Origin of the sequence: Amycolatopsis sp. FDAARGOS 1241, assembly GCF_016889705.1 — a bacterium.
GTDB lineage: Bacteria > Actinomycetota > Actinomycetes > Mycobacteriales > Pseudonocardiaceae > Amycolatopsis.
This window is the reverse complement of sequence record NZ_CP069526.1, coordinates 8,962,235-8,982,061: the sequence shown is the minus strand read 5'-3', so window position 1 is coordinate 8,982,061 and position 19,827 is coordinate 8,962,235. Positions and strand designations below refer to the sequence as shown.

At 70.2% G+C, this 19,827-nt stretch carries 21 protein-coding genes; 10 read left to right on the top strand and 11 right to left on the bottom strand.

Annotated features, from left to right (window positions below):
* Window positions 1–145: 145 nt before the first annotated feature.
* Window positions 146–1,711 carry a hypothetical protein gene (locus I6J71_RS43605; protein ID WP_204092192.1) on the top strand — a complete coding sequence of 522 codons (1,566 nt, stop codon included), beginning with the start codon at window positions 146–148 and terminating at the stop codon, window positions 1,709–1,711.
* A gap of 47 nt (window positions 1,712–1,758) precedes the next feature.
* On the opposite strand, the gene I6J71_RS43600 is transcribed toward I6J71_RS43605, so the two are convergent.
* The 3 genes from I6J71_RS43600 to I6J71_RS43590 all read right to left on the bottom strand — a co-directional run bounded on the left by I6J71_RS43600 (window position 1,759) and on the right by I6J71_RS43590 (window position 3,821).
* A complete protein-coding gene (locus I6J71_RS43600) occupies window positions 1,759–1,938 on the bottom strand; it encodes a hypothetical protein (RefSeq protein WP_204092191.1) in 180 nt (59 codons plus the stop codon).
* A 179-nt stretch (window positions 1,939–2,117) separates the two neighbouring features.
* Entirely contained in the window at window positions 2,118–3,050 is a 933-nt protein-coding gene (gene coaA / locus I6J71_RS43595) for a type I pantothenate kinase (protein ID WP_204092190.1), read from the bottom strand.
* Between the two features lie 138 nt (window positions 3,051–3,188).
* Entirely contained in the window at window positions 3,189–3,821 is a 633-nt protein-coding gene (locus tag I6J71_RS43590) for a macro domain-containing protein (RefSeq protein ID WP_204092189.1), read from the bottom strand.
* Between the two features lie 98 nt (window positions 3,822–3,919).
* Here I6J71_RS43590 and pheA point away from each other — a divergent pair, with 98 nt between their 5' ends.
* Window positions 3,920–4,825: a prephenate dehydratase gene (gene pheA, locus I6J71_RS43585; protein WP_204092188.1), complete on the top strand. Its 906-nt coding sequence runs from the start codon at window positions 3,920–3,922 to the stop codon at window positions 4,823–4,825.
* Window positions 4,822–5,472, top strand: a complete 651-nt coding sequence (locus I6J71_RS43580; protein WP_204092187.1) for a histidine phosphatase family protein — start codon at window positions 4,822–4,824, stop codon at window positions 5,470–5,472. Before pheA ends, I6J71_RS43580 begins: the two co-directional genes overlap by 4 nt.
* Before the next feature lie 107 nt (window positions 5,473–5,579).
* Here I6J71_RS43580 and tenA read toward each other — a convergent pair whose 3' ends face one another.
* A complete protein-coding gene (gene tenA, locus I6J71_RS43575) occupies window positions 5,580–6,209 on the bottom strand; it encodes a thiaminase II (RefSeq protein ID WP_239154243.1) in 630 nt (209 codons plus the stop codon).
* A gap of 157 nt (window positions 6,210–6,366) precedes the next feature.
* Between tenA and I6J71_RS43570 the strand changes: the two genes are divergently transcribed.
* On the top strand, window positions 6,367–7,017 hold the full coding sequence (locus I6J71_RS43570) for a DUF4232 domain-containing protein (RefSeq protein WP_204092185.1): 651 nt from the start codon (window positions 6,367–6,369) through the stop codon (window positions 7,015–7,017).
* Window positions 7,018–7,036: 19 nt separating this feature from the next.
* On the opposite strand, the gene I6J71_RS43565 is transcribed toward I6J71_RS43570, so the two are convergent.
* The 3 genes from I6J71_RS43565 to I6J71_RS43555 all read right to left on the bottom strand — a co-directional run bounded on the left by I6J71_RS43565 (window position 7,037) and on the right by I6J71_RS43555 (window position 9,159).
* On the bottom strand, window positions 7,037–7,528 hold the full coding sequence (locus tag I6J71_RS43565; RefSeq protein WP_204092184.1) for a hypothetical protein: 492 nt from the start codon (window positions 7,526–7,528) through the stop codon (window positions 7,037–7,039).
* A gap of 270 nt (window positions 7,529–7,798) precedes the next feature.
* Window positions 7,799–8,149 (bottom strand): metallopeptidase family protein, encoded by a 351-nt coding sequence (locus tag I6J71_RS43560; protein ID WP_204092183.1) that lies wholly within the window; start codon window positions 8,147–8,149, stop codon window positions 7,799–7,801.
* Window positions 8,150–8,154: 5 nt separating this feature from the next.
* Window positions 8,155–9,159 (bottom strand): septum formation family protein, encoded by a 1,005-nt coding sequence (locus I6J71_RS43555; RefSeq protein ID WP_204092182.1) that lies wholly within the window; start codon window positions 9,157–9,159, stop codon window positions 8,155–8,157.
* Window positions 9,160–9,324: 165 nt separating this feature from the next.
* Between I6J71_RS43555 and I6J71_RS43550 the strand changes: the two genes are divergently transcribed.
* The 4 genes from I6J71_RS43550 to I6J71_RS43535 are packed head-to-tail and all read left to right on the top strand — an operon-like array spanning window position 9,325 to window position 12,504.
* Window positions 9,325–9,882: a hypothetical protein gene (locus I6J71_RS43550; protein ID WP_204097548.1), complete on the top strand. Its 558-nt coding sequence runs from the start codon at window positions 9,325–9,327 to the stop codon at window positions 9,880–9,882.
* Complete coding sequence (locus tag I6J71_RS43545; protein WP_204092181.1) at window positions 9,883–11,049, top strand: glutathionylspermidine synthase family protein; 1,167 nt, start codon at window positions 9,883–9,885, stop codon at window positions 11,047–11,049. It abuts the gene before it with no gap.
* Between the two features lie 58 nt (window positions 11,050–11,107).
* A complete protein-coding gene (locus tag I6J71_RS43540; protein ID WP_204097547.1) occupies window positions 11,108–11,560 on the top strand; it encodes a DUF350 domain-containing protein in 453 nt (150 codons plus the stop codon).
* Between the two features lie 38 nt (window positions 11,561–11,598).
* A complete protein-coding gene (locus I6J71_RS43535; RefSeq protein WP_204092180.1) occupies window positions 11,599–12,504 on the top strand; it encodes a haloalkane dehalogenase in 906 nt (301 codons plus the stop codon).
* Window positions 12,505–12,694: 190 nt separating this feature from the next.
* On the opposite strand, the gene I6J71_RS43530 is transcribed toward I6J71_RS43535, so the two are convergent.
* On the bottom strand, window positions 12,695–13,993 hold the full coding sequence (locus I6J71_RS43530; RefSeq protein WP_204092179.1) for an aspartate aminotransferase family protein: 1,299 nt from the start codon (window positions 13,991–13,993) through the stop codon (window positions 12,695–12,697).
* A gap of 167 nt (window positions 13,994–14,160) precedes the next feature.
* On the opposite strand from I6J71_RS43530, the gene serS reads away from it, so the two are divergent.
* Together serS and I6J71_RS43520 are read left to right on the top strand one after the other, a co-directional pair.
* On the top strand, window positions 14,161–15,429 hold the full coding sequence (gene serS, locus I6J71_RS43525; protein WP_204092178.1) for a serine--tRNA ligase: 1,269 nt from the start codon (window positions 14,161–14,163) through the stop codon (window positions 15,427–15,429).
* 42 nt (window positions 15,430–15,471) lie between these two features.
* Complete coding sequence (locus tag I6J71_RS43520; RefSeq protein WP_204092177.1) at window positions 15,472–16,473, top strand: DUF3558 family protein; 1,002 nt, start codon at window positions 15,472–15,474, stop codon at window positions 16,471–16,473.
* 13 nt (window positions 16,474–16,486) lie between these two features.
* Here I6J71_RS43520 and I6J71_RS43515 read toward each other — a convergent pair whose 3' ends face one another.
* The 3 genes from I6J71_RS43515 to lhgO form a co-directional block, all read right to left on the bottom strand.
* Complete coding sequence (locus I6J71_RS43515; protein WP_204092176.1) at window positions 16,487–16,627, bottom strand: hypothetical protein; 141 nt, start codon at window positions 16,625–16,627, stop codon at window positions 16,487–16,489.
* Window positions 16,624–17,835, bottom strand: coding sequence for a hypothetical protein (locus I6J71_RS43510; protein WP_204092175.1), 1,212 nt, complete (start codon window positions 17,833–17,835; stop codon window positions 16,624–16,626). Before I6J71_RS43510 ends, I6J71_RS43515 begins: the two co-directional genes overlap by 4 nt.
* A gap of 332 nt (window positions 17,836–18,167) precedes the next feature.
* Window positions 18,168–19,352 (bottom strand): L-2-hydroxyglutarate oxidase, encoded by a 1,185-nt coding sequence (gene lhgO / locus I6J71_RS43505; RefSeq protein ID WP_204097546.1) that lies wholly within the window; start codon window positions 19,350–19,352, stop codon window positions 18,168–18,170.
* Between the last annotated feature and the right edge of the window lie 475 nt (window positions 19,353–19,827).

Here is a 19,827-nt window from a genome sequence, read left to right as displayed (position 1 = left end):
CCTCGATAGCGGTTTTTCCGGCGACCTCGCGGTGGCCCCTCTCCGCAGCCGGTTCCCTGGCCGGTCGCGGATACCGCGCCCGGGGCCACCGCGACCGCGCGTCCCGCGGATCCGCGCCCGTGCCGTCGATGCAACGATGTTCCGCATGAGCCCGGTCAGTCGCGCCCGCAAGAAGAGCCCCCAGCCCGCCACGCCCAGCGTGACCGGCCTGTTCAAGGACGTCCTCCGGGACTTCTCCGCCGTCGCCGCGGAGCCCGGTCCGTTCGACGTCGAGCTGCTCACCTCCGAGGTGCTGGGCCAGTGGTGGGACCTGACGATCGAGGGCGAGCCCGAGGCCGGCGAGCAGCTGGGCCTCGAGCTCATCGCGTTCGCGCAGCGCAAGATCACGCCCGGCGCGGCCGCGCTGCTGGCGGCGCTGAAGGTGCTGGCGGAGACCGACGAGGAGCGCACCGCCGCCGCCGAGGCGCTCGACGTGGTGCTGGCCCGCGGGATCCCGGAGCCGGAGTGGGCCGCGGAGATCGGGAAGGTCACCGCCGGGGAGATCTGGCGGACCGGCGACGTCTACGGCGACGAGGCTTCGCTGCTGTGCGTCTTCTCGCGCGGTGAGGCCTCGCTCGGCTTGCTGGCGTTGCTTGACTTCACGGAGCTGGGCCGGGTGCGCGACCTGGTGGTCGTCGACGAGCCGCACGAGGTGCTGGCGGAAATGCGGGCGCAGGTCGCCGAGGACGGCGAGCTCGTCGTCCTCGAGAAGGTCGAGCCGGCGGACGCGCACCGGCTGCTGCTCAACGGCATCACCGTGACGGACGCGCTGGAGGACCCCGAGGTCGGCGCCGACTACCCGCGGTTCCACGCCGTCGCGACGGCGTGGGTGCGGGCGCTGCCGGAACCGGCCGCGGTGGAGCCGGTGCAGGAGTGGACCGCCGACCAGCGCGACGCCCTCGTCACGGAGTTCCTCGCCGCGACCGAGCTGCCGGACGTCGACGCGGCGCGGTCGGTGGCGGCGCTGCTCGTCGAGCACGGCTGCCGCGTCGAGCCCGCGAATCCGGTGCGCGTCGGGCCGGAGAAGCTGGCGCGGTTCCTCGAATCGTTGCTGGGCGGCGAGTACGAGGTCGAGGACGAGGACGCGGTGCCGCCGGTCGTCCTGGCTTGGACGGAGTGGGCGGCGCGGCGCGGCGGCCTGTCCGACGTCGCCGTCACCGCGCTCGTCGAAGACGTGAAGGAGTACCTGGCCGAGTACCTCTCCGACGAGGAGGACGAGGAGTCCGAGGAGCTGGCCGACTACCTGGACGGCACGGAGCCGGCCGAAGAGGCGCTCGCTGTGGTGGCCCGCCGGAAGTTCGCGGTCCCGTCGCTGACCACGGTGATCGGCGACGAGGAGCTGACGGACCTGGACCCGTCGGACCCGGAACAGCGGCGGTTGCTCGTGATCGGTGAGCACCCCGAGTACCACGAGTCGCTGGCGAACGACGAATTCGACGGGAACGACGGGCTGCGGCTCGCGCTGGAGACGAGCGTGGTGGACCAGCTGTGGGAGGACTCGCCCGAGGAGGTGTGGGCCGCGGCGCAGGTGCTGCTCGGCCGCGGGCTCGCCCGCGAAGAGGTCATCGGCGAGCTGGTTTCCGTGCTGGAGGCCCAGCTCGAGGAGACCGACGAGGACCGGCTCGACTACGACCTCGACGGCTACCGGGCGGCGCTCGCCGAGATTTCGTAACTCTCCCAAGGAAAAGCCCCAGCTCGGTCACCCGGGCTGGGGCTTTGTCACGCCGTGTGCGGTGGTTGGTTGGTGACCACCGGGACGGCGGCGGCCGCGCTGGCTGCCTTGCGTCGGCGTTCGCGGATGGCTTCGTCGAGGTCGACCAGGAAGGTGCTGGCGGCCATCGCGACGAGCAGGGCCAATCCGAGCACTGCGCCGACCCACGTGAGGACTAGTGAGAACACCGGGGCCTCCTCCCAGGTCAGATGCGATTTCCCTTCTGTTCAGGGTCGCTTTCACGAGGCTCGTCCGGTATCGGCCAACCGGTTACGAAGCCGTCCGCAGATGTGGCCGATCGGCCGAGGTAGCGGGGCGGAGGGTGAAGAACGGAGGTTGGTGGGGGCTATGTGGGTGAACGGGCGCGTCAAAGCTTGCGCAGCCGCACGCGGTTGATGGAGTGATCGGCGTCCTTGCGAAGCACCAGCGTCGCGCGCGGGCGGGTCGGCTTGATGTTCTCCATGAGGTTCGGCTCGTTGATCGTCCGCCAGAGGTGCCGGGCCTCTTCGCGGGCTTCGTCGTCGGGCAGTCCGGCGAAGTGGTGGAAGTGCGACGCCGGGTCCGCGAACGCCGTGTGGCGCAGCTTGAGGAAGCGCTCGACGTACCAGCGTTCGATGTCGTCGGTGTGCGCGTCGACGTAGATCGAGAAGTCGAACAGGTCCGACACCGTCAGGCGCGGGCCGGGCTGCAGCACGTTCAGCCCCTCCATGATGAGGATGTCCGGCCGCTCCACCACCTGCTCCTGACCGGGCAGGATGTCGTACGCGAGGTGCGAGTACACGGGCGCCGATACTCGTTCGGCCCCCGACTTGACCTCGGTGACGAACCGCAGCAGCGCGCGGCGGTCGTAGCTCTCTGGGAAGCCCTTGCGGTGCATCAGGCCGCGGCGCGTGAGCTCGTCGCGCGAGTACAGGAACCCGTCGGTCGTGACGAGGTCCACGCGCGGGTGGTCGGGCCAGCGGGCGAGCAGGGTGCGCAGGATGCGGGCCGTGGTCGACTTGCCGACCGCGACGCTGCCGGCGACGCCGATCACGTACGGCACCTTTGTCCCGCGGCAGTCCTCGCCGAGGAACGTGGTGGTGGCTTCGTACAGCTGTTGCCGGGCTTTGACCTGCAGGTTGATCAGCCGCGAGAGCGGCAGGTAGACGTCGGCCACTTCGGCCAGATCGATTTGTTCGCCGAGACCCCGCAGCCGCACCAGCTCGTCGGCGGTGAGGGGCAGGGGGGTCGAGCTGCGGAGCTCTCGCCACTGTTCCCGGTGAAGCTCGACGTAGGGACTGAGTTCACGGACCCGTGGCATCGCACACTCCTCGGCCGTCGCCTGCGCTGGCTCCGTACTGGGCGCTACTCAGCGAGTAACGCTCCATCAACGGTAGGGCCTACCGGTCGTGAACGCGCTGTGATGTCTTGCACGCGGTTCGAACAACCGGGGCGGCGATCACCGAGGGTCACGGCGGCGGCCGAAGACTTCCTCCCACGCCGCCGCCACCTGGCGCGCACACGTCGCCGGGTCCACGCCGCCCACACCGGTGCCGAGGCCCGGCATCGCAATGGTCTGGACAATCTCGCGCACCGGTCCCTCCTCGAGCACGCCGTGCTGCCATTGCAGGAACACCGCCCGCGCGGCGAGGTACGGGTGCACCGTGTCCGCGGGCAGTCGTTCGCCCGGCTCGCGCATCGTCGGCGCGCTGATGAGCCACGCCGGTTCGGCCTCGCCCGTCGGCACGACCACGGACTCGCCGATGGGCAGTTCTCCGCCGTATGAAGCCAGAACTGCGCTGCGGACGCTTTGCTCGATCCCCGGGAACGCCCGCGCGTAGACGGCGTCGATCCCGCCGCGCATCCAGCCGTAGGAGTTGGCGGGGCTCACCACCGCCTGGGCGAGGACGTCCAGCACCGAACCACGGTGCACCCGAACCATCCCGACCTCGGTCCTGAGGGTGGAGACGGCACCGGTCCACGCGGCGGCGAGCGGTTCATCGACGGCGCACAGCACCAGTTCCGGCGTCCGGGACGAAACCGGCGAGCCGGCGTCCTCGCGCCCGGTGTGTGTGCCCGATTCGGCGGTCACGGTCCTAGCATGGCAAAAAATGCCACGTGGCGTAACCGGTATGCGTTGTGGCTGTCCGAGTGAAAACCGCCACTCCGGCACTAAGTAGCCTGGCGGGCGTGTTGCGGATCGCGTATTTCGGCCCCCAGGGCACGTTCACCGAGCAGGCCGCCCGTGCGCTCGCGCCGGGCGAGGACCTGACCCCCTACGAGACCGTCCGCCTGGCGTTGCAGGCCGTGCGCGAAGGCGCGGCCGACGCGGCGTGTGTACCGATCGAGAATTCCGTCGAGGGCGTGGTGCCGACGACGCTGGACGGCCTCAGCGACGGAGATCCCTTGGTCGCCGTCGCGGAGACCATCCTGCCCATCCAGTTCAGCGTGCTGACGCGCCCGGGCGGTGGTGAGATCCGCACGGTCGCGAGCCACCCCCACGCGCTCGCGCAGGTGCGCGACTGGCTCGAGACGAACCTGCCCGGCGCGACCGTGGTGGCCTCGTCGTCCACGGCGTCGGCGGCCGTGGGGGTGCTGGAGGGCCAGTACGACGCCGCCGTGTCGGCCCCGGTCGCGATCGAGCACTACGCGCTGGAGGAGCTGGCCACGGGTGTCGTCGACGTGCCGGACGCCCAGACGCGGTTCCTGCTGGTCCGCCGTCCCGGCGAGCTGCCCGCGCCGACGGGCGCCGACCGCACGTCCATCGTCGCGGCGGCCGCCAACCGCACGGGCGCGCTGGCCGAGCTGCTCGCCGAACTGGCGAGCCGCGGCATCAACCTCACACGCCTCGACGCTCGCCCGACCCGCAACAACTTCGGCGAGTACCGCTTTTTCATCGACTTCGAAGGGCACGTCGCCGAGCCGCGCATCATCGACGCACTGGCCGCGCTGCGCCGCCGCTGCCACCTGCGTTTCCTCGGCTCGCACCCGCGCGCCGACCAAGTCGCGGCCACCATCGAGCCGGGCGCGGGCAACCAGGAGTTCGTCGACGCCCAGGCCTGGGTCGACGCCGTGCTGAAGGGCGAGGGCGCGTGAGGCTGTTCCTGATCCGCCACGGCCAGACCGACGGCAACGTGCGCGGCGCGCTCGACACGGCCCTGCCCGGCCCCCCGCTCACCGAGCTCGGCCGGGAGCAGGCGGCAGCGCTGGCGGCCCGGCTCGCGGACGAGCCCATCGTCGCCGTGTACGCGTCCGAAGCCACGCGCGCGCAGCAGACGGCCGCGCCGCTGGCCGAGACGCTCGGCCTCGAGGTGCAGGTGATCGAGGGGGTGAAGGAGGTCGACGCGGGCGACCTCGAAGGCGCGACCGACGCCGAGTCGATCCAGATCTACCTGCGGACGGCCCGGCGGTGGACGGAAGGCGATCTCGCCGCGGCGATGCCGGGCGGCGAGTCGGGCGAGCAGGTGCGCGCCCGCATGGTCGGGGCCGCCGACGACCTGCGCGCCAAGCACGAGCCGGCCGCACCCGACGGAATCGTCGCGCTGGTCAGCCACGGCGGCGCCATCCGCCTCGGCGCGGAATTCCTGGCCGCCAACGTGCCCGCCGACCTCGCGAGCAGCGCACTCATCCCCAACACCGGCGTCGTCGAGCTCGAAGCGCAGCCCGACGGCTCGTGGCGCTGCCTCACGTGGGTTGACACGCCGTTGTCTGCCTCGGCTTCGCCGAGGCGGCGAGATCGCTGAAATCCGGTTTCTTCCCTCCCGATGTGCTCGGCCCGAGGGGCCGAGCACATCGCTCAGTCCAGAAACCGGCGCGATCTCGGGGCGTGGTTGAGTTCCTTCGGGCAAGCTCAGCGCATGGTGGCGGTCTTCCAGCCTTCCTGGTGGTAAGCCGAATCCCAGAAGAGCCATTCGTACTCACACGCTCGGGTGAAAGCGGCGAGCATCTTTTCGCGGGTCGCTTCGCCGGCGTTGCGAGCGGCCCGGTCGAGTGTGTCGCGGGCCTCGCGGACGGTTGCTTCGAACTCTTCGGCGGCGTAGGTGTCGATCCACGCACGGTAGGGATTGGCGGCGCCGGGCGACTGCCGCGCGAGGATGCCGGAGCCCACGTGCTGGTAGACCCAGAAGCACGGCAGCAGCGCCGCGAGCAGCTCCTCGTAGCTGCGCGTGTGGGCTGTGGCCAGCAGGAACGACGTGTACGCGAGGCACGTCGGCGACGTCTCGACGGCCGCCAGTTCGCTTTCGGAGAGCTCGAACAGCGCGAAGTAGCTCTCGTGCATTTCCCGCTCGGTGACGATGGCCTCGCGCGCCGCGCCGGCGAGGAACGCGACGTCGGCGGGCTCCGGCGCCTTGGCCGCCGCGGCCGCGAGCGCACGGGCGAACTCGACGAGGTAACGCGCATCCTGGACCAGGTAGAACTTGAACCGATCGCGCGACAAACCGCCGGTGGCGAGCTCTTCGTTGAACGGGTGGGCGGTCACAGCGTGTTGTAGCTTCGCCGTGTGTTGCCATGCCTGGTGAGAAAAGCCCGTCATCATCGCCTGCCAATCGGTGAAGGGTTCACGGTGCGGGCGCAACCTGGTGCACAGGTCGCACGTCCACTTGACAGTGGTTACCCAGCACGGGGAGGCGAAGGAAATGGTAAGCACGAGGAAATCTCTGGTCTTTCTCGCGGGTGTGAGCGCGTCCGGTGTCCTGCTGTTGTCGGCGTGCGGCGGCGGGACCACGCCGAGCGCGAACAGCACCCCCAGCTCTGACCCGTCGTCGAGCACTTCGGCGACGTCGTCCGCGCCCACGGCCACGGCCACGTCGTCGCCGGAGTCCTCTTCGGACGAAGCGCCGGCCACCGGCCAGCCCGTCGCCAACGGGCTGTGCAAGGCGCCCGACGTCACGTTGTCCCTCGGCCCGGGCGACTCGGGCGCGGGGTCGACCTACCGGCCGTTGCTGATCAAGAACAAGAGCGGCAAGGCGTGCACGATCCAGGGCTTCCCGGGCGTCTCCTACGTGACGGGCGACGACGGGCACCAGGTGGGCCTGCCCGCGACGCGCGTGGGCACGAAGGGGGCAGCGATCAAGCTGCAGCCCGGCCAGTCGGCCGCCGCGGACATCCAGTTCGCGCAGGTGCTGAACTTCGACCCGGCCGTCTGCCAGCCGACGGACGTGCGGGGCCTGCGGATCTACCTGCCGCAGGAAACGGCGTCGAACTTCGTGTCCGACCCCGGTAAGGGGTGCGCCGGTGACAAGATCCCGGGCTTCCAGCTGGCGGTGAAGACGGTTCGGCGCGCTTGAGCCGCCGCCCGCTGAGTTGCTAGCCCCTGGCGCACAACTGCTGGGTGCGGACGATGTCGGCCTGGCCCGACCGGCTGTCGAAGCGGCCGGACAAGACCATGCCGGTGACACCGCCGAGGCTCTGCGCCAGGGGCTGGTACTTCCCGTCGAACGCGGCCGCGGCCTGCGCCAGCTGGTAGGCCGCTTCGACGCGGTGGGCCGCGTCGTCGGCCAAGCGCGTGAAGGCGGCGGGGTCGTAGCCGCCCGTCGTGTCGGGCAGGCGCCCGGCCCGGTAGAAGGAGTCACAGGCGGCCTGGGCGTCGACGTTCGCGCCGCCGCGCTGGCCGGACAGACCCCACAGCAGCCCGGTCACGCAGACGCCGATGGCGAACCCGGCGACGGCGGCGAGGACCAGGGGTCTTCGGGACTTCCGGGGTCGCTGGTCTGGTTCTCCCGACTCCGGTTCTGCTTGCCCCTGGTGCTCGGTCCGCCGATCGTCGTCCGGTAGGGGTGGGGTGTCGAGCGCGGTCATCACGTCCTCCCGGCGGCCGGGTGATGTGCTATTTCAGCACCAAACCAGCAGGGCGGCACTGCTCTCGATGGAGTACTTCGGCTGTTGAAGCCGATTCGTCATCTGCGAGCGGGCGAGTGGTGGTGCGGGATCGCCGGGTTGCGGGTGGTGTGCGCTCGCCCTGCTCGTTCACGCCGGTTGCGCGCAGTTGTGTGTCCACACCGGTGACGAGGTGTGGGCAGAGCAGCCCCAGAACCGGCTTGGCAAGGGGTTCTGGCGGGTGGCGCCGGTTCAGCCCCAGCCGAGTTCGTGGAGGCGGGCGTCGTCCAATCCGAAGTGGTGGCCGAGTTCGTGGAGGACGGTGATGAGCACCTCTTCGACCACTTCGGCTTCCGTGGTGCACATCCGCAGGATCGGGCGGCGGTAGATGGAGATGCGGTCGGGGAGGACACCGCCGTAGTCGGTGGTGCGGTGGGTGAGGGCGATGCCGTGGTAGAGGCCCAGGATGTCAGGTGCCTCGTCGTTGAACTCCTCGACCAGCACGACCACGTTGTCCATCGCGGCGGCGAACTTCGGGGGCACCTGGTCGAGCGCTTCGGAGACGAGCTCTTCGAAGCGGGCCAGCGACATGTCGACCGGCACGGGGATCAGGGGTTCCCGCTGGACGACGGCGGCGTGCTGCTCTTGCCGCCGCCCTGGTCGGAAGGTGCGCCCGAGGGGTCGGGCTGGCCGGCGTTGTCCTTGACGGAGCCGGTGACAGCCTGGAAGCCGCTGCCGTCCGACAGGGTGGCCGCGACCTTGCAGTTGACCTTGGTGGAGCCGACGTCCCAGCTCTCCTGCTCGCGCAGGTCCCAGCCGAGGGTCAGCTTCTTCGCGTTCAGGTCCGCCTTGCCCGTGTAGTCGTCCGCGGCCTTGTTGCACTCGGTGTCGAGCCACGAGTCCTGGTCGTCCTGCTTCGGGTAGCCGTCCTTGAAGTGCGTGGCCAGGTCGATCGTGGCGATGATCTCGTACGAGTGAGGGCGGCTGCAGGGAACCGGGTCGCCGACACCCTTGCCGGCCAGGGCGAGGCACGTGCCCGGGTCCCACACCGCCGATTGGTCCTGCGACTTCGCCGGCCCGGTCGTGGGCTGCAGGCCGCCGCCGGGGCCGGCCCACTGCAGGCCGCAGCGCAGCTGGCGGTTGCCGTCGGCCCACTGGGCGGCGGTGGGGCGCAGCAGGTTGGTCGTGAGTTTGCCGTACGGGTCGAGCGGGTGCCCGAGGTACGGCGCGACGTCGCCGTTGCACTTCGTCTGCGCGATCTGCTGCCACTGGTCGAGGTTCGGGAACGGCGCCTGCGCGTTGTACTGCGCGCCGATGTCGACCAGGCCGGTCACCTCGAACAGGTGGGGCTGCGTGCAGGCCACCTTCTTGACGTCGGACGCGTCGGGGGCGGTCCAGGTCAGGCAGCTGCCCGGCGGCGAGTGGAAGGCCTCCTCGGCCGCGGCGGTCAGCTTGCCCTCGCCGCCGCCGGCGCCTCCCGGGAGCGTGCTGGTCCACGAAAACGTGACGCTGAGTGCGAGCGCGATCACGGCGCCCAGGAACACCCCGGCCATCACCACACGGGTGCTCAGGGGGTTCAGGGGCGGACGGAACCGCTCGGCGTCGGGAGACATCGGTACCCATGATGCCCGCGCCGCGCGAGCCGCGCGCGTTCCGGGTAGTTACTGTGGAAGACAGACTTCGCGGTGTCGGGGGATTACGGAGCGAGGATGACGCAGGACGACAACACCGGGGCCCAGCCGCCCGAGGACGCGCCTGAGGAGCCGAAGCGCGGTTCGATGCGGTTCCAGGACCAGAACACGACGCCCCGCGAGCCCTCGCTGGCCGAGCAGCGAGCGCGCCGGCAGGCGATCGCCCAGCAGGAACGCGAGGAGCAGGAAGCGGCCGAGGCCGCGCAGAAAGCTGACCAGAAGGCCGCGACCAAGCGAAAAATCCTGATCGGCAGCGGCGTCACCGTCGGCCTCGCCGGGCTCGTCGCGACGTTCTACACGGTCGCCAAGCCGACCAACGAGACCGCCGTGTGCACGGATGCGAACGGCGTGATCCAGAATGACCAGTACTGCGACGAGAGCTTCGCCACGTCGCACGGCGGGCACTACAGCGGCGGGTTCTGGATCTTCCCGATCGGGAGCGGCCTCGGCAGCTACCGCTACAACTACGGCGGCACGGGCACCATCGGCCAGCGCGTGGCCGGTGGCACCTTCACCGCACCGTCGGGCAACACCAACGTTTCGACCAAGTCGGGCAAGACCGTGCAGCGCGGTGGGTTCGGCATCAGCGGCAAGACGGGCACGTTCGGCGGGACCGGCGGCACCGGCAAGAGCGGGGGCTCGTAGGTGTACCGGGACAGGCGAGAGCCGCGCCGTGACTGGCAGCGGATCGTCGAGGACCAGGGTCTCGTCTACGGCACGCCCGCCAGGGACGGCGCCGGCAAAGCGCGCCCGTACTGGGACGAGTCCGTGCACTACGTCTTCGACATGGACGAGGTCCTCTCGCTCGAGGCCGACGTCGAGCTCCTGCACTCGATGTGCCTCGAGGCCGTCGACAACGTCGTGACCACCGAGGGTTACCGGCGCTTCGGCATCCCGGAGTGGGTCTGGCCGCACATCGCCGAGTCGTGGAAGCGGCAGGACCCGCACGTCTACGGCCGCTTCGACCTGCGCTACGACGGCAAGTCGCCCGCGAAGCTGCTCGAGTACAACGCCGACACGCCGACGACGCTGCTCGAAGCGTCCGTGGTGCAGTGGCACTGGAAGACCGACGTCTTCGAGAAGGACGACCAGTGGAACTCCATCCACGAGAAGCTCGTCGAGCGCTGGGGCGAGATCGGGGACAAGCTGCCGTCCAACGAACTGCACTTCACGTGGTCGTCGGCCGACCCGAGCGGTGAGGACCACGTGACCACCGCGTACCTGCAGGAGACGGCCGCCGAGGCCGGGCTCGACACGGTGGGCCTGGCGATCGAGGAGATCGGCTGGGACCCGGTGCTCAAGCGGTTCGTGGACCTCGAAGAGGCGCAGATGTCCACGGTCGTGAAGCTCTACCCGTGGGAGTGGGTGGTCGACGAGGAGTTCGGCCACTACGCCGTGGAGACGATGCCGCGCACGCTGTGGGTCGAGCCGCTGTGGAAGATGCTGCTGTCGAACAAGGCGCTGCTGGCCGTGCTGTGGGAGAACTACCCCGGGCACCCGAACCTCCTGCCCGCGTTCACCGACGACCCGGGCTTGCTCACGGAGTACGTGCGCAAGCCGAAGCTGGGCCGAGAGGGCGCGAACGTGCAGATCGTGGCCACGGGCTACGAGACCCAGACCGACGGCGTCTACGGCGCCGAGGGTTACGTGTACCAGGCGTTCGACCCGCTGCCCGAGTTCGACGGCTACCGGCCGGCGCTGGGCGCGTGGATCGTCGGCGACTCCTCGGCCGGGCTGGGGATCCGCGAGACGAGCGGGCTCGTCACCGACGACGGTGCAGCCTTCGTTCCGCACCGCATTCCGCAGTCGTGATACAACCTCCCCGCCTGATCTGCACTTTTCGCACTGCTCGCTCTGGGAGACCCCTGTGATCACGACGTCCCTTGCGCTGTCCGACACGTTCGGCTCCGACCTGCTTCGCGGGGTCGGCGCCATCCTGTTGTACGGCGTGGTCGGCCTGCTGCTGATGTTCGCCGGCTTCTACGCGATCGACTGGACGACCCCGGGCAAGCTCTCGCAGCTGGTCACGCGCGGCCTCCCGAACGCCGTGATCGTGACCGCGTCCGGTCTGCTGTCGATGGCGTTCATCGTCGTCGTCGCGATCTTCAACTCCGCCAGCGACCTGACGGAAGGCCTGATCACCGCGCTGGTCTACGGCCTGCTCGGCATCATCGTGCAGGTGATCGCTGTGCGGCTGCTCGAGTGGGCCACCCGCATCGACGTCGGCTCGACGATCGAGAGCGAGAAGTTCGCCCCGGCGAGCATCGTGGTCGCCGCCGCGCACCTCGGCCTCGGGCTCGTGGTGGCGGTCGGGATCTCCTGAGTGCTGCTTCGTCGCGCGGTTCCCACTAGCGTGGAACCGTGCGACTGCTCAGGACGCCGGAAGACCGGTTCGCTGACCTGCCCGACTTTCCCCACGAGCCGCAGTACGCCGAGCTCGCCGACCCCCACGGTGGCCTGATCAGAGTCGGCTACGTCGAAGCCGGCCCGGCCGACGGACCGGTCGTGCTGCTGCTGCACGGCGAGCCCAGCTGGTCGTACCTGTACCGCAAGATGCTGCCGGTCCTCGCGGACGCCGGGCTGCGCGCCATCGCGCCCGACCTCGTCGGGTTCGGCCGCTCGGACAAGCCGGGCGACATCGTGGACCACACGTACGCGCGGCACGTCTCGTGGATGAAGGGCTTCGCCTTCGACGCGTTGGGCTTGTCCGACGTGACGCTCTTCGGCCAGGACTGGGGCGGGCTCATCGGTCTGCGCCTGGTCGCGGAGAACCCGTCGCGCTTCGCGGGCGTCGTGGCGTCCAACACGGGACTGCCGACGGGCGACCAGGACATGCCCGAGGTGTGGCACTCGTTCCGCCAGGCCGTCGAGAACGCCCAGGTGCTGGACATCGGCCGCTTCATCCAGTCCGGTTGCCGTTCGGTGCTGCCGGATTCCGTCAAGGCGGCTTACGACGCGCCGTTCCCGAACGAGATGTACAAGGCCGGCCCGCGAGCCATGCCGGGCTTGGTGCCGTACCGCCCGGACAACCCGGCTTCGGCCGCCAACCGCGCCGCGTGGCAGACGCTGTCGTCACTCGACCTGCCGTTCCTGGTGGCCTTCTCGGACGGCGACCCGATCACCGGCGCGATGGGCCCGATCCTGCAGCGCACGATGAAGGGCGCGGCGGACCTCTCGCACCCCGTGATCGCCGGCGCGGGCCACTTCGTGCAGGAAGACGCGGGTGAAGAACTGGCCGAACACGTCGCGCGCTTCGTGCGGCGCTGAGCCGGGCCGGCTGCGCGGGCCGACGAAGGTGCGGTGGCTCGGCCGTCCGTTGGTGCGGCGTTGCTCGGCCGGGGCGCGGGGGTACCCCCGCTTTCCACGCTACCGGCCGGCGGCGACGAATTCGGCGTGGTGAAGCCAAAGCAGGGCAGGTTGTCCACAACCCACCCGGCTGTCCACAGCCCGGGGAGAACTACGAGAGCGCGGCCTTGGTCGCCGCGAGGGCATCCACGAGGATGTCCAGGCCCTCCTGCGCCTCGGCTTCCGTGAGCGTCATCGGGGGGCCCAGGCGCAGGACGTTGTTGTGCAGCCCGCCCTTGCCGACCAGGAGGCCGCGGCGGCGGGTTTCCTCGAGCATCTGCTTGGCGGCGCGCACCGAAGGCGTCAGGGTGCCCGGCTCGACGAGTTCGACACCGATCATCAGGCCCTTGCCGCGGACGTCGCCGACGAACTCGTTCGAGGCGGCGGCGGCCCGCAGGCCCGAGAGCAGCTGGGTGCCCCGTGCCAGGCAGTTCGCCTGCAGGTCGTGGTCGCGGATGTAGTCGAGCACCGACGACGCCCCCGCCATCGACACCGGGTTGCCGCCGAACGTGGAGAACGACTGGGCGTTGAAGACGTCCACCACATCGCCGCGGCCGACGACGCCGCCGACGGCCAGGCCGTTGCCCAAGCCCTTCGCGAAGGTCATCAGGTCCGGCACCACGTCGTGGGCCTGGATGCCCCAGAAGTGCGAGCCGGTGCGGCCCCAGCCCGTCTGCACCTCGTCGGAGATGAACAGGATCCCGTAGGAGTCCAGGACCTCCTTCATGGCCTTGAACAGCCCGTCGGGCGGCAGCGAAAACCCGCCGACGCCCTGGATCGGCTCGGCGATCAGGCAAGCGACGTCGCCGGCGGTCGCGATCTCCAGCACGTCCACCAGGTCCGCCACGCACGCGTCGATGTACGCCGAGTCGGACAGATCGCGGAAGGGGCTGCGGTAGCGGTACCCGCCGTGCACGTAGTTGACCTTGACGGGTGAGAGCGCCGACGCGGACCAGCCGCGGTTGCCCGTGATCGCGACCGTGCCGAAGGACCGGCCGTGGTAGGAGTTGCGCATCGCCAGCACCTGGTTGCTGCGGCGGTGCTGGGTCGCGAGCATCAGCGCGGTGTCGTTGGCCTCGCTGCCGGAGTTCGTGAAGAACACCTTCGCGTCGGGGATGCCCGAGAGCTTCGCGATCTTCTCGGCCAGCTCCACCTGCGACCGGATCAGGTAGAGCGTCGACGTGTGCAGCACGCCGGTGTCGAGCTGCTTGCGCACGGCGTCGCTGACCTCGGCGATGTCGTAGCCCATCGCGTTGGTCAGCACGCCCGCGAAGAAGTCGAGGTAGGTGCGGCCGGTCGAGTCGGTGACCCGGCGGTCCTGCGCGTGCACGATCTCCAGCGGCTCGTCGTAGAGCAGCGACATCCACGTCGGCATCACCGCTCGGTGGCGTGCGAGCAGGTCGTCGGTCATGTCGTTCTCCGTCCGTGTCGGCGTCTTCGGAGTATGTGCAGCGGCCGAATCGGGCGACAACGATCAGACTGCTCCGTCCTGGCGGAACGACCGCACAGTTTGTCCGTGGACGGCCAAGGGGAAACCGCGTCGAAGGACCGGCTGGCCTGCGACTACCCTCTGTCGGTGTGATTGACCCCAGGACTCTGCGCGAAGACCCGGAAGTCGTGCGCGCGTCGCAGCGTGCCCGTGGCGAGGACGAAGGAGTGGTCGACAAGCTGCTCGGCCTCGACTCCCGCCGCCGCTCCGCGATCGCCAAAGCCGACAAGCTGCGGGCCGAGCAGAAGTCCGTGAGCAAGCTCGTCCCGAAGGCCGCTCCCGAGGAGAAGGCCGAGCTGCTCGGGCGCGCGAAGGAGCTCTCCGCCCAGGTCAAGGCCGCCGAGGCCGAGCAGACGGAGGCATCGGAGGAGTTCGACACGCTCTTCCGCACCGTCCCGAACCTGGTGCACCCCGACGCGCCGATCGGCGGCGAAGACGACTTCACCGTGCTGAAGACCGTCGGCGAGCCCACGAAGTTCGACTTCACGCCGCGCGACCACCTCGAGCTGATGGAGGGCCTCGGCGCCGTCGACATGGAGCGCGGCGCCAAGGTCTCGGGCTCGCGCTTCTACTTCCTCAGCGGTGTCGGCGCGCAGCTGCAGCTCGGGCTGCTCAACATGGCGATCGCGCAGGCGCTGGAAAACGGCTTCACGCCGATGATCACACCGTCGCTCGTGCGCCCGGAGATAATGTCCGGCACCGGTTTCCTCGGCGCGCACGCGTCGGAGGTCTACCGCCTGCGCGACGACGACCTGTACCTCGTCGGCACCTCCGAGGTCCCGCTCGCGGGCTTCCACGCCGACGAGATCCTGGACCTCGGCGACGGCGCCCGCCGCTACGCCGGCTGGTCGTCGTGCTACCGCCGCGAGGCCGGCTCGTACGGCAAGGACACGCGCGGCATCATCCGCGTGCACCAGTTCGACAAGGTCGAGATGTTCGTCTACGCGAAGCCCGGCGACGCGGAGGCCGAGCACCAGCGGCTCCTCGGCTGGGAAGAGCAGATGCTCGCCAAGATCGAGGTGCCCTACCGCGTCATCGACACGGCGACGGGTGACCTCGGCACGTCGGCCTACCGCAAGTTCGACTGCGAGGCCTGGGTGCCGACGCAGGAGACCTACCGCGAGCTGACGTCGACCTCCAACTGCACCACGTTCCAGGCCCGGCGACTGTCCGTGCGCTACCGCGACGACAACGGCAAGCCGCAGATCGCCGCGACGCTCAACGGCACGCTGGCCACCACGCGCTGGATCGTCGCGATCGTCGAGAACCACCAGCAGGAGGACGGCTCGGTGTTGGTGCCCGAGGCGCTGCGGCCGTTCGTTGGTGGGCGTGCGGTGCTCGAGCCCCTGAAGCGCTGATTTCGCAGGTGCGGCCCCGTCCGGCCCGCTAGGGTGCGAGCCGTGACGGGGTTCAGGGGAGTGCGCGCGGCCGCCGCTTTCGCCGCCGCGGTGCTGCTGCTGGCCGGCTGCACGGTGCGGGTCGGCGGCGCGGCGCAGCCGGTACCCGGGCAGGGGCCGGTGAAGCGGGTCGTGGACGCGTGCTCGCTGCTGGACCAGCAGCAGGTGACCGCGCTCGGCTACCGCGAGCCCGGCAAGGCGTCGAAGGCCAGCGAGAAACAGCAAACCCCCGCGGCGTGCCTGTGGAACAGCGCGGACGACACCGAGACGCTCGCCATCCTCGGCGTCGGCTGGTCGGTCGACCTCTCGCAGGACGACTACCTGCAGGGTGCCCTCGCGAAGTCGCAGCCCGAGCAGATCGGTGGCTTCACGTGGACCCGCTACGCCGGGTTCATCGCGGGCAGCTGTGACCTGTACACCACGCTCGGACCGAAGTCGTTCGCCTACGTCAGCGTGGACTACCCCGACGACGCGAAGTCGTGTCAGCTCGCGAAGCAGGCCGTGCCACAGGTCGCCGCGCACCTGCCGGGCGGGCAGCCGGCACCGCCGATCACGCCGTCCAGCTCAGCCGCGCCGCCGACCGGACCGCTCTCGAACCTCGACCCGTGCACCCTGCTCAAGCCCGACCAGGCGACGTCGCTGAAAATGGCCGCACAGGGCGACAAGCAGAACTCCACCTCCGTGCCCGACAGCGTTTTCTGCCTGTGGCCCGACACCGACGGCACCCGCGGCCAGAAACCCTTCGAGGTCTGGCTCGGCCCCAGCACCCCGATGACGAAGTGGCCCGGTATGGACGTCCCGCCCACCTCGACCCTCGACGCGAACGGCCGCCACTGGTCCCTCTTCCCCAACTTCAACGAATCCGGCGTCAACTGCGCCGCTGGGCTGGCCGTGACGCCGACTTCGTCGATCCAGCTCGTCAGTGGATTCTTGGACGACACCTCGAAATCGTGTGACGCGATCAAGGTCGGGATCCCGCTGGTCTCGGCGAACCTGCCGTCCTGATTCGACAGTCCTCTTAGGACACGAGCGCAGGACGGCGCAGCGGTGCCGAGCCGCTGCGCGCCACCGGGATGTTGCGCGGCGCGGCAGGCCGGCCGGGTCGCTGCGGTGCCGGGCCGGTGCGCCGCGGCTGCGGGCGCTGCACGTCGACGTTCACGGCCACCTCCTCGCCGCCGATTTCGCGCGTGATCCACGCACCGGATTCGACCATGACCGCGAGCGTTTTGACGTCGAGGGAGTTGATGCGGGCGCGATACCACCCGTCGTCCGCCAGTGCACCCATGCGGCCCTCGAGCCGGCTCTTGACCTCCGTGAGGCGCTTGAAGAGCGTGTCGGCCAGCAAACTGCCGGTCTTCCGTGCTCGGGAGACCGGCGCGGACGCGGTCCCCGATGCCGCGCGGCACCCCGTTGTCGTCCGGCGTCAGCATCGTCGCCCAGGCGCGGGACTTCTCGCGGAACTGCAACTGCTGCATCAGCCCCTCGTGCGGGGCGAAGTCGGCGGCGCAGAACGTGCGGCCGGCCCCGCGGGACGTGAGGTTCGCGGCGAGCGACCGCGCGCTCTTCACCCCGGTGTTGAGCCCGCGGCCCGGCCAGAGTTGGCGGCGTCGCCGAGCAGAAAACCGAACGTGCCGGGAGCGAGCTGAGCAGTGAACTTCGGGTTCTGCCGCAGGCCCAGCTTGAACGACGTGATGCCACGACGTCGGCGAGGGACACGGCGAAGAACTTGATGCCGTCCGCGATCCGCGGCCACCGGAACGACAGCTTGTCGACCGAGGGCTTGAAGGCCGAGCGGTGGCGGTCGCACACGAACTTGTCGCAGTCGGGGCGCATGGTGCAGCCGAACTTGCCGATGCACTCCACGGGACCGTGTTCGCCGTAGGCCACGATCGCCGAAGCCTCCTCGGCGGTGAGCCGCATGTTGATGAAGCCGCCGCCGAGGGAGTTGAAGAGGAAACGGTTCTGGCACACGGCGAGCGGCAGGGTGTGCTCGTCCGGCAGCTTCGCCTCCACGCGGATGCCGAGCACGGTCTCGTCGAGCGGCTTGCCGCCCACCGAGTACAGGTCGCGGCTCGCGGTGCCGAACGCGTCCTCGAGGTCTTCGCGGGTCTTGGAGCGCGCGCCGTCGCAGATGGCGAGCACGTCGACGCCGTCCCAGGTCTTCGGCTGCGAATAGGGTTCGGCGACGAGTTCGATGCCGTCGACGTCCTGCGCCGGCTCCAGCAGGCTGTCTTCGATCCAGCGGACCTTGATGTTGCGCGGACGGCCCCGGTGCGCCGGGGAGTCGGGGCCCAGCGGCCACATCTCCGAGTAGTTGCCCCCGGTGAACAGGCGCTGCTGCACCAGCGCGCGCAGCTGGCCCCACACATTGCTCTGCAGCGAGACGACCTGCTCGCGCGGTTGTTGCCCTCCGCCTTGCCCTGCCAGGTGATCCGGCCGTCGTGCCGCAGCCAGCGGCGGTCGAACACGCGGATCCGGACCTTGTCACCCAGCATCGACCGCAGCGTGCACGCGAAGATCAGGCCGACCGGACCGCCTCCGGCCACGTCGACGCGCAGCGGCCGCCCCGAACCTGGCCGCGCAGCCGGCCGCACGACACGGGCGAGGTCGCTCGCCGAGCTCTGGAGCAGGGTCAGCACGACCGTGTTCCCGGACTGCGAGGCGTTGAGGTCCACCGGATCCCGGGGAGTTTTCCGGGGTTACGCGGCCACCTGGTCGGCGATGTGCTTCGCGATCTCCAGCGCGCTCGTCGCCGCCGGGCTGGGGGCGTTGAGGACGTGGACCTGGTTGCGGGCGGTCTCGATGAGGAAGTCGTCGACGAGTGAGCCGTCGGGGCGCAGGGCCTGGGCGCGGACGCCCGAGCCGTGGCGCACGATGTCGTTCTCGGTCACCGCGGGGACGAGGCGGGCGAGGCTCGCGGCGAAGCGCTTCTTCGAGAACGACCGCAGCACCTCCTCCAGACCGGTGGGGAACGCGTATTTGCGCGCGAGCCGCCAGGCGCCGGGGAAGCGGGCGACGTCGGCGAGGTCTCTGGCGGACACGTCGGCCCAGCGGTAGCCCTCGCGCCGCAGCGCGAGCACCGCGTTGGGGCCGGCGTGGACGCTGCCGTCGAGCATGCGCGTGAGGTGGACGCCCAGGAACGGCAGCGTCGGGTCCGGCACCGGGTAGATCAGGCCGCGCACGAGGTGGCGCGCTTCGGGCGTGAGCTCGTAGTACTCGCCGCGAAAGGGGACGATGCGCGCGCTCGGCGTCAGCCCGGCCAGCTCGGCGACGCGGTCGGCCTGCAGGCCCGCGCAGTTCACGAGCGCGTCGGCGTGCAGGACCTCGGTGCCCGTGGCCACCTCGACGCCGCCGCCCCGCGCGGCGCGGATGCCGAGAACGGGGGTGTTGAGCCGCAAGTCGGCGTCGGCTTCGTCCAGAAGGCGGGCCAGCGCGGTGCAGACGGCGGGGAAGTCGATGATGCCCGTCGACTCCACGCGCAGCGCGGCGACGCACGACACCTCCGGCTCGTACTCGCGCGCTTCGGCCGGCGTCACCTTCTTCGCCGGCACGCCGTTGGCCTCCGCGCGTTCGGCGAGCGTGTTCAGTGCCGGCAGCTCCGACTCCCGCGTGGCCACGACGAGCTTCCCGCACACCTGGACCGGCACGCCGTACTGCCGCGCGAAGTCCACAATGGACCGATTGCCGGCCACGGACATCCGTGCCTTGAAGGAGCCCGGCTTGTAGTACAGGCCGGCGTGGACCACATTCGAGTTGTGCCCGGTCTGGTGTGCCGCCCAGCGGCTCTCCTTCTCGAGCACCGTGACGTCCTGCCCCCGCTGGGACAGCTCCCAGGCCACGGCCAGGCCGACGATTCCCCCACCGATCACCACGACGTTGCGCACGAAGGGAAAGGCTACGCGCCTCCGCGGGGGAGTGCGTAGCCCATGTGGCCTGAAGTGCGGTTTTCCCGAACCGTGACCCGTCGACGAAGCCAGGCCCGGCGTGGACGCCTGTCCACTCCGGACCGGGCTTGAGGTGCCTGCTCGGCGTCTTCCAGCACCTTCGGCCACCCCGCGCAGGGCTGACCAGGCCACGGCCGCCACCAGCACCATCAGGCCGGCCGCGCCCAGCATCGTGACCCGGAGGCCGTCGATGAACGCGTGCTCGGCGGTGGTCAGCAGCCGCGCACCGCCCGGGACCTGCACGGACACCGCCACCGCGCCGGCCGGCGTCTCGCGGGCGGGCCCGGGCACGGCCAGGCCGTCGAAGCCGTGGCGGTAGAGCGAGCCGAGCGCGCTGCCGAGCACCGCGATGCCGAGCACGGAATCCGTCGCGGCGGTGAAGTGCAGCCTCAGCCCGAGGCCGACGATCACCATC